1 protein-coding gene is annotated in these 1,565 nt (G+C 64.0%); it reads right to left on the reverse strand.

The features are described 5' to 3' along the window. The coding region (locus EN914_RS34970) for an ASKHA domain-containing protein (protein WP_127389667.1) at positions 1-1,549 on the reverse strand (1,549 nt) is incomplete at its 3' end. Positions 1,550-1,565: the final 16 nt, after the last annotated feature.

Below are 1,565 nucleotides of genomic sequence, written 5' to 3' on the forward strand. Positions count from 1 at the left end.
GCACATAGGAGAAGGTGCGGCCGTTGGCCGTAACGCGTGGCGAGCGCGCCGAAAGCCCGCCGTCGATGACGCCGTCCTCGGAAATGATGCCGGCGAGATACATCTCCGCCACCACTTCGATGATGCCGGAGCCGCAGATGCCGGTGACGCCGGTCGCCTGGACGCTTTCCAGGAAGCCCGGCTCGTCGGACCACAGTTCAGAGCCGATGACGCGGTATTTTGGTTCAAGCGTATCGGGATCGATGCGCACGCGCTCGATGGCGCCGGGCGCTGCTCGCTGGCCGCCGGAGATTTCGGCGCCCTCGAAGGCAGGGCCGGTGGGCGAGGAGGCCGCAACCACCCGCTGGCGATTGCCGAGCACGATCTCGGCATTGGTGCCGACATCGACGATCAGCATCATCTCGTCCTGGCGATGCGGGCCTTCCGACAGCGTCACTGCCGCCGCATCCGCACCGACATGGCCGGCGATGCAAGGCAGCATATAGAGCCTGGCGCCCTGGTTGAGCTTGAGGCCGATGTCGGATGCCTTGATGTGCACCGCGCCCGAAACGGCGAGCGCGAAGGGGGCACCGCCAAGCTCGGTCGGATCGATGCCGAGGAACAGATGGTGCATGATCGGATTGCCAACGAAGACGCTGTCCAGGATGTCGTTGCGCTGGACATTGCCTTCGGCGCAGACCTTGTCGACGAGACCCGAAATGGCCTCACGCACGGCGACCGTCATGCCCTCGCGGCCGTCCGGGTTCATCATCACATAGGAGACGCGGCTCATCAGATCCTCGCCGAAGCGGATCTGCGGGTTCGAGGTGCCCGACGAGGCGGCGACGCGGCCCGACAGCAGCGACACCAGATGCATGGCGATGGTGGTCGAGCCGATATCGCAGGCCAGCCCATAGGCTTCGTTCTTGAGGCCGGGCCAAAGTGCTACGACGCGCGCTGTCTCAGAGTCGGCATCCTTGTAGATGGCGGCGGTCGCGGTCCAGTTGCCCTTGCGCAGGATGCCTTGCACCTGCGGCAGCAGATAAAAATCGAAATCGAGGCTTTTCAAACCCCAATCGTGCATCAGCGCGATCTTCAGCCGGTCGAGATCACCAAGCGGCTTGTGCATGTCGGGTTCTTCGATCTCGACATAGCACATGCGGATCGCCGCATCGCGGGCGATGACCCTGGTGTCGGCATCCTTGCGGATGGTCTGCGCGTTGATGACCGTATCCTGCGGCACGTCGATGACGAGGTCGCCGAGGATTTGTGCCGAGCAGGAGAGGCGACGCCGTTCGGGTAGGCCGCGGACGCGCTCATAGCGCTCTTCCTTGGCGCCCTTGGGCGTGATGTGGTCGTTGGAGGAGGTGATCTTGTGCTTGGCGAAATTGCCTTCCTGCACTTCGATCTGGCAACGCCCGCAAGTGGCGCGTCCGCCGCACACACTTTCGACATAGACGCCGAGCTGGCGCGCGGCATCGAGCACCGGGGTGCCGACAGGAAACCGCCCGCGCTTGCCCGACGGCATGAACAGCACGAGCGGGTCGGTGATGTTTGCAGGTAAATTCACGATTGCGCGCTTATCC

The sequence above is a fragment of the Mesorhizobium sp. M7A.F.Ca.CA.001.08.2.1 genome (assembly GCF_003998455.1).
In the GTDB taxonomy this organism is placed as follows: domain Bacteria; phylum Pseudomonadota; class Alphaproteobacteria; order Rhizobiales; family Rhizobiaceae; genus Mesorhizobium; species Mesorhizobium ciceri.